Source organism: Novosphingobium sp. BW1 (assembly GCF_008107685.1).
GTDB lineage: Bacteria > Pseudomonadota > Alphaproteobacteria > Sphingomonadales > Sphingomonadaceae > Novosphingobium.
Genome location: NZ_VIRF01000115.1, coordinates 1 through 4952 on the forward strand (window position 1 = coordinate 1; position 4952 = coordinate 4952).

Sequence of the window (4952 nt, forward strand, 5' to 3'; positions counted from 1 at the left end):
CATCGGGGGGACTTTCAAGTAGGGGGCTGGCGCGGGTCAGAAGAATAGGGACGGAAGGAGTTTTTCAAGGGCCTATCGCCCCTTGACCCCGAAAATCGGCGACCTTGCCTTTCTCGGCCAACGTGGCGCGCGCAAAGTGCGCTGACGGTATGTGGAGCCCGAGGGCGATGGCCCTCGGATACCTTTTCCTCTCTTCGGCGGGCGCCCTGCCCCCTGAATCGTATCATTTCGTCGCAAAGGTGGAATCTGACAGCGCCGTTGCATTCCGTTCAGCTTAGGTGCTCTAAACCTGAATGTGTACCGCGGATAGGCCCCCGTCCACCGGGCCCGGGTCCCGCAATCGAGGAGAACACCGATGCACGCATTCTTCAAGGCAACCGCGCTGGTGGCGGCGAGCGCCAGCATCGCCACCGCCGTTCCCGCTTCGGCGGCCATCCAGAGCCAGGCCGCGCAGCCCGCGCCTGTCGCGTTTGGCGCGTTCGAACTGAACCAGGCCGATACGCAGAGCTATGGGCGCGACCGTTACCGCTATTCGCGCGAGGACCGCCGCCGCGGTTACGGCCGCACGAACTCTCGCGGCTATGACCAGCCCCGCCGCGTGTGGCGCGGCAACAACGGTCGCTACTACTGCGAGAAGAAGGACGGCACGACCGGCCTCCTGATCGGCGGTGCGGCAGGCGCGCTGCTGGGCCGCGAGATCGATGGCGGGCGTGACCGCACGGTCGGCACGCTGCTCGGCGCGGCGGCCGGGGCCCTGCTTGGCCGCGAGGTCGACCGTGGCGGCCAGCGCTGCCGCTAAGAACCGCACAGGCTCACGTGCTGCGGACAGGGCTGCTTCGATCGCTCTCTCCCTCCCCTGATGGAGCAGCCCTGTCCCTACCGTGAGGTTCTGACCCAAATTCCCGAAATCCCTGTCCGCGCGGACGGCGACGCGCTGGTGGGGGCACGCCCTGCGGTGCAGGCACGCTTCACGGCCTGTCCGCGTGGGTGGAAGGGCGTCTGCACCCCATGTGCAGGCGCCCTTTTTGGTGTGCGTTACCTGACCCCCGGCAAGGATTGCGCGGGCCCGTTTCCCGAAATGGGACGCTGCGGATCAAGGCGCTGGTCTTAACTTGCCTTTTGCCCTTTGAGTGCATGTCCCGGGTGCCATGAGGCGCGCGGGCAGGAAGGATACCGGGACGATGCAGGAGTTGGTGCGAGGAAAGCGGACGGGCGGCTGGGCCTGCGCAGCGCTGGCGAGCGTTCTCCTGGCAGGCTGCGGCACCTCCGAGGAGCCGACCTCTCCGGCCAGCGATCCGGCGATGAGCGGCGCGCTGGGGGAGGATATCATGGTCGACCCGGAAATGGCCGACCAGGCCGGAGCGGCGCTCGAAGCCGCCGAGGGCGAGGTGAGCTTGCCCCCGGCCGACCGCTCGCCCGAGGCCATCCGCGATGCGCGCGTAAAAGCCGAAAAGCTGGTCGGACACCCGATCAAGCCTGCGCCCGAAGCGCGTCAGGGCGGGGTCAATGTCCTCACCGAAAGCGCGGCGACCGCAGCGCAGGTGGCCAAGGCAACGAAGCTGGCCAGGACCGATTGCACGACCAGGCTCGAATTCTCGAACACCTGGGCGGCCAAGGTGCCCAAGGCGCTTCCCGTCTACCCGCGCGGCGCGGTGCAGGAAGCGGCCGGTGTCGCGGGTGGGGGCTGCGCGATGATCGTCGTGAACTACGCAACGCCCATCGACGCGGGCCATGTTGTCGCGTTCTATCACGCCATGGCCGACAAGGCGGGCTACAGCGCGCAGGTGCGCCGCACCGGCAAGGACTACGCCATCGGCGGGCGCAAGGGCGATGCGGCCTATGTCGTCTACGCCGGGCCATCCGGGGCAGGCACGACCGAGGTCAATCTCGTCACTACCGGCAAGTAGGGCGCTGAAGCCAAGAGGCTGGCAGGAAGAGATTGATTCAAGGGGCCATCGCCCTCGGTTTCATCTTTCCAACTTGTATTTCAGCTCCTCAGATCAGGACTTCAAGCCGACCCCGATCACCGCACGCGGCTGTTCCATCTCGCCCGAGGTGACCGGGTAGGCGCAGTAGTCCGCGGCGTAATAGCCGGTCGGGCGGTGATTGCCCGAAAGGCCGATTCCGCCCATCGGCGCGGCGTGGCTGGGCCCCACGGTTGCGCGGTTCCAGTTGATGATCCCGGCGCGCATGTTCGCCCAGAAGCGGTTGTACTCCTGCGGGGAGCCCCCGATCAGCGAGGCGGCGAGGCCGAAGCGGGTGTTGTTGGCCTCCGCGATGGCCTGGTCGAAGTCGTCGACCTTGATGACCTGCAGGATCGGTCCGAACAGTTCGACGTCGGGGCGGCTGGCCATCGCGGTCGTGTCGATGATCGCGGGCGAGAGGAAGGGCAGCGTGCTCGTAGGGCGCTGAAGGTGCTTGATCGCCTTGCCGCCGTGGCTCATCAGGTAGAGGAAGCTTTCGGACAGCCCGTCGGCGGCCGCGTTGTCGATCACCGGGCCCATGAAGGGGGCGGGTTCGTCGAAAGGGGCGCCCACGATGATGCGGTCAGCAAGGCTTTTTACCAGCGGCACAATCTGGTCGTAGAGCGAGGCCTTGACGATCAGGCGCCGCGCGGCCGTGCAGCGCTGGCCCGCGGTCGCAAAGGCGGACTGGACGATCAGTGCGGCCGCATCGGCAAGCTTGGGCGTGTCCCACATCACCATCGCGTTATTGCCGCCCATCTCCAGCGCCACGATCTTGTCGGGCCGGGTGGCGAGCTTGCGGTTGATGGCGATGCCGGTCGGCGCGGATCCGGTGAACAGCACACCGTCGATCCCGTCGTGGGCGACGAGGCGCTGGCCTTCGCCCGGTCCGCCCGGTGCGAATTGCATGACCGCAGCCGAGACCCCGGCGCGCTGGAAGCAGCGGGCGAGCAGTTCGCCCGAAGCCGGGGCCTTTTCGCTTGGCTTGAAGACGATGACGTTTCCCGCGATCAGCGCGGGCACGATGTGCGCACCCGGCAGGTGGCAGGGGTAGTTGAAGGGCCCCAGCACGACGAGCACGCCGTGCGGCTTGTGGCGCAGCGCCATCTTGCCCTGGAGCGCAGAGTCGAGCTTGCGCTGGCTGGTGCGCTCGGCACAGGCGCGGATCGAGATCTCGACCTTGGCGATGACCGCCTCGACCTCGTTGTGGGCTTCCCATAAGGGTTTGCCGACTTCGCGCGCGATGGTGCGCGCCAGCGTGTCGGCCTCCTTGCGGACCTCATTGGCAAAGCGGCGCAAGAGCTCCATGCGCGTGGTCAGCGGCTGGGCGGCCCAGGCCGGCCAGGCCCGCCGCGCGCGCGCGACAACCTCGTCGACATCGCAGGGCTTGCCGCGCCAGATCTCGGCGCCCGTCGCCGGTTCCAGAGAGATGATATCCGGTGCGCTCACGTTCCCGGCTGGTCCCCGATCGTTTGTATGTGCAAAGTTGCACCTTGTCCTGATTGTCCCCCTTACCGCCTGCGCTCGATAAGGGGAAGAAGTCGGATATCTTGCAATCCCTTGCACACGTATCCCTACCGAGAAGCTAATGCGCGTTACAAAAGCGCGGCCCGGCCTGCGGGCGCGGGTTTTGCACCGAGTCGGTCGCCGAGCGTGCGGATCGCTTTTATCTTGCGCTCCAGCTCGCTCCAGTCGTCGTGTTCGGAAATGGCGGCCCAGACGCGCTCAACTTCCTCGATGTGGAGGTCAGGTGGGGTGCCCTCGTGCCAGAACGGATCGTCGAGGCTGGCAGCGGGAGTATAGGAGGCGAGCCGCTGACCGAAGGTGTCCTCGCCCGCGTTGCGCGCCGCGCGGTGGTGGAAGAAGAAGCGGTCGGGCGAGAAGCCGGTCTCGACCATCGCGGTCTCGGCGGCCTGGATGAGCGCGGTGTCCGCCTCCTGCCCGCGCGACTGGACGCCGAGGCGCCAGCAGAAGCGCCGCGCCATGGCTGCCTGGTAGAGCGGGGCAAAGCGGTCGAGCGCGGCGATCAGTGGCTTCGTTTCGGCAAGGGGGCTCAGCGCCTGGGCCAGCTGGCCGCAGTTCCACAGGAGCGCCTCGGGCTGGCGGCCAAAGGCATAGAGGCCGGTGCGGTCGAAGTAGGCGGCGGTGAAGCGCGGGTCCCAGCGTGGCGCCCAGCGCCAGGGGCCGTAGTCGAAGCTCTCGCCGGAAATGTTCATATTGTCGGTGTTGAGGACGCCGTGAACGAAGCCTGCGGTCATCCACGAGGCGGCGAGATCGGCGAGCCGCTCAACCACCTGGTGGAGGAGAACAATGGCAGGATTGGCACGGTCAGGCGCGTCCTCGGGCGGCTGGCCTCCCGGGTATTGGGCCAACGCATAGTCGACTAGGCGGGAAAGGTGCTCCGTCTCCTCCAAGGCATAGAGGCGCTGGAACGAGCCGATGCGGATGTGCCCGTGCGAAAGGCGCACGAGCACCGCCGAGCGGGTGGGGGATGGTTCGTCGCCGCGCCACAGTTCCTCGCCGGTCTCGATCACCGAGAAGGTCTTGGAGGTGTCGACACCCAGCGCTTCGAGCATTTCGGTGGCGAGGATCTCGCGCACTGCACCTTTCAGCGTCAGGCGCCCGTCGCCATCGCGGCTCCAGGGTGTCTGGCCCGATCCCTTGGTGCCCAGGTCCAGCAGGCGCCCGCCGTGGCTTCCGTCGCGCATCTGCGCAAAGAGAAAGCCGCGCCCGTCGCCAAGGTCCGGGTTGTAGTTGCGGAACTGGTGTCCGTGGTAGCGCAGCGCCAGCGGGCGCTCGAGATTGTCCTCGAGCGGCTCGAATCGGCCAAAATGGGCAATCCACTGGTCGTCGCTGAGGTCGCCAAGGCCCACCGCCTGGGCCCAGCTGTCGTTGCGAAAGCGCAGCGTGTGCGAAGGGAAGCGGGCGGGTGAGACCGGATCGGCCAGCCAGTCGGCCAGCGCGGTGATCGGGGTGTCGGGGCAGTAG

Annotated in this window: 4 protein-coding genes; 2 read left to right on the forward strand and 2 right to left on the reverse strand. The window is 67.2% G+C overall.

Translation table 11 applies throughout. The features are described 5' to 3' along the window. Positions 1–355 precede the first annotated feature (355 nt). Both FMM79_RS20195 and FMM79_RS20200 read left to right on the forward strand, forming a co-directional pair. Complete coding sequence (locus tag FMM79_RS20195; RefSeq protein ID WP_162853569.1) at positions 356–799, forward strand: glycine zipper 2TM domain-containing protein; 444 nt, start codon at positions 356–358, stop codon at positions 797–799. Positions 800–1181: 382 nt separating this feature from the next. Continuing rightward, positions 1182–1907, forward strand: coding sequence for a hypothetical protein (locus FMM79_RS20200; RefSeq protein ID WP_148629312.1), 726 nt, complete (start codon positions 1182–1184; stop codon positions 1905–1907). Between the two features lie 93 nt (positions 1908–2000). On the opposite strand, the gene FMM79_RS20205 is transcribed toward FMM79_RS20200, so the two are convergent. Together FMM79_RS20205 and FMM79_RS20210 are read right to left on the reverse strand one after the other, a co-directional pair. Beyond that, positions 2001–3413: a succinylglutamate-semialdehyde dehydrogenase gene (locus FMM79_RS20205; RefSeq protein ID WP_162853570.1), complete on the reverse strand. Its 1413-nt coding sequence runs from the start codon at positions 3411–3413 to the stop codon at positions 2001–2003. A 146-nt stretch (positions 3414–3559) separates the two neighbouring features. Beyond that, on the reverse strand, positions 3560–4952 hold a 1393-nt coding region (locus FMM79_RS20210), incomplete at its 5' end, for a protein adenylyltransferase SelO (protein ID WP_371710969.1).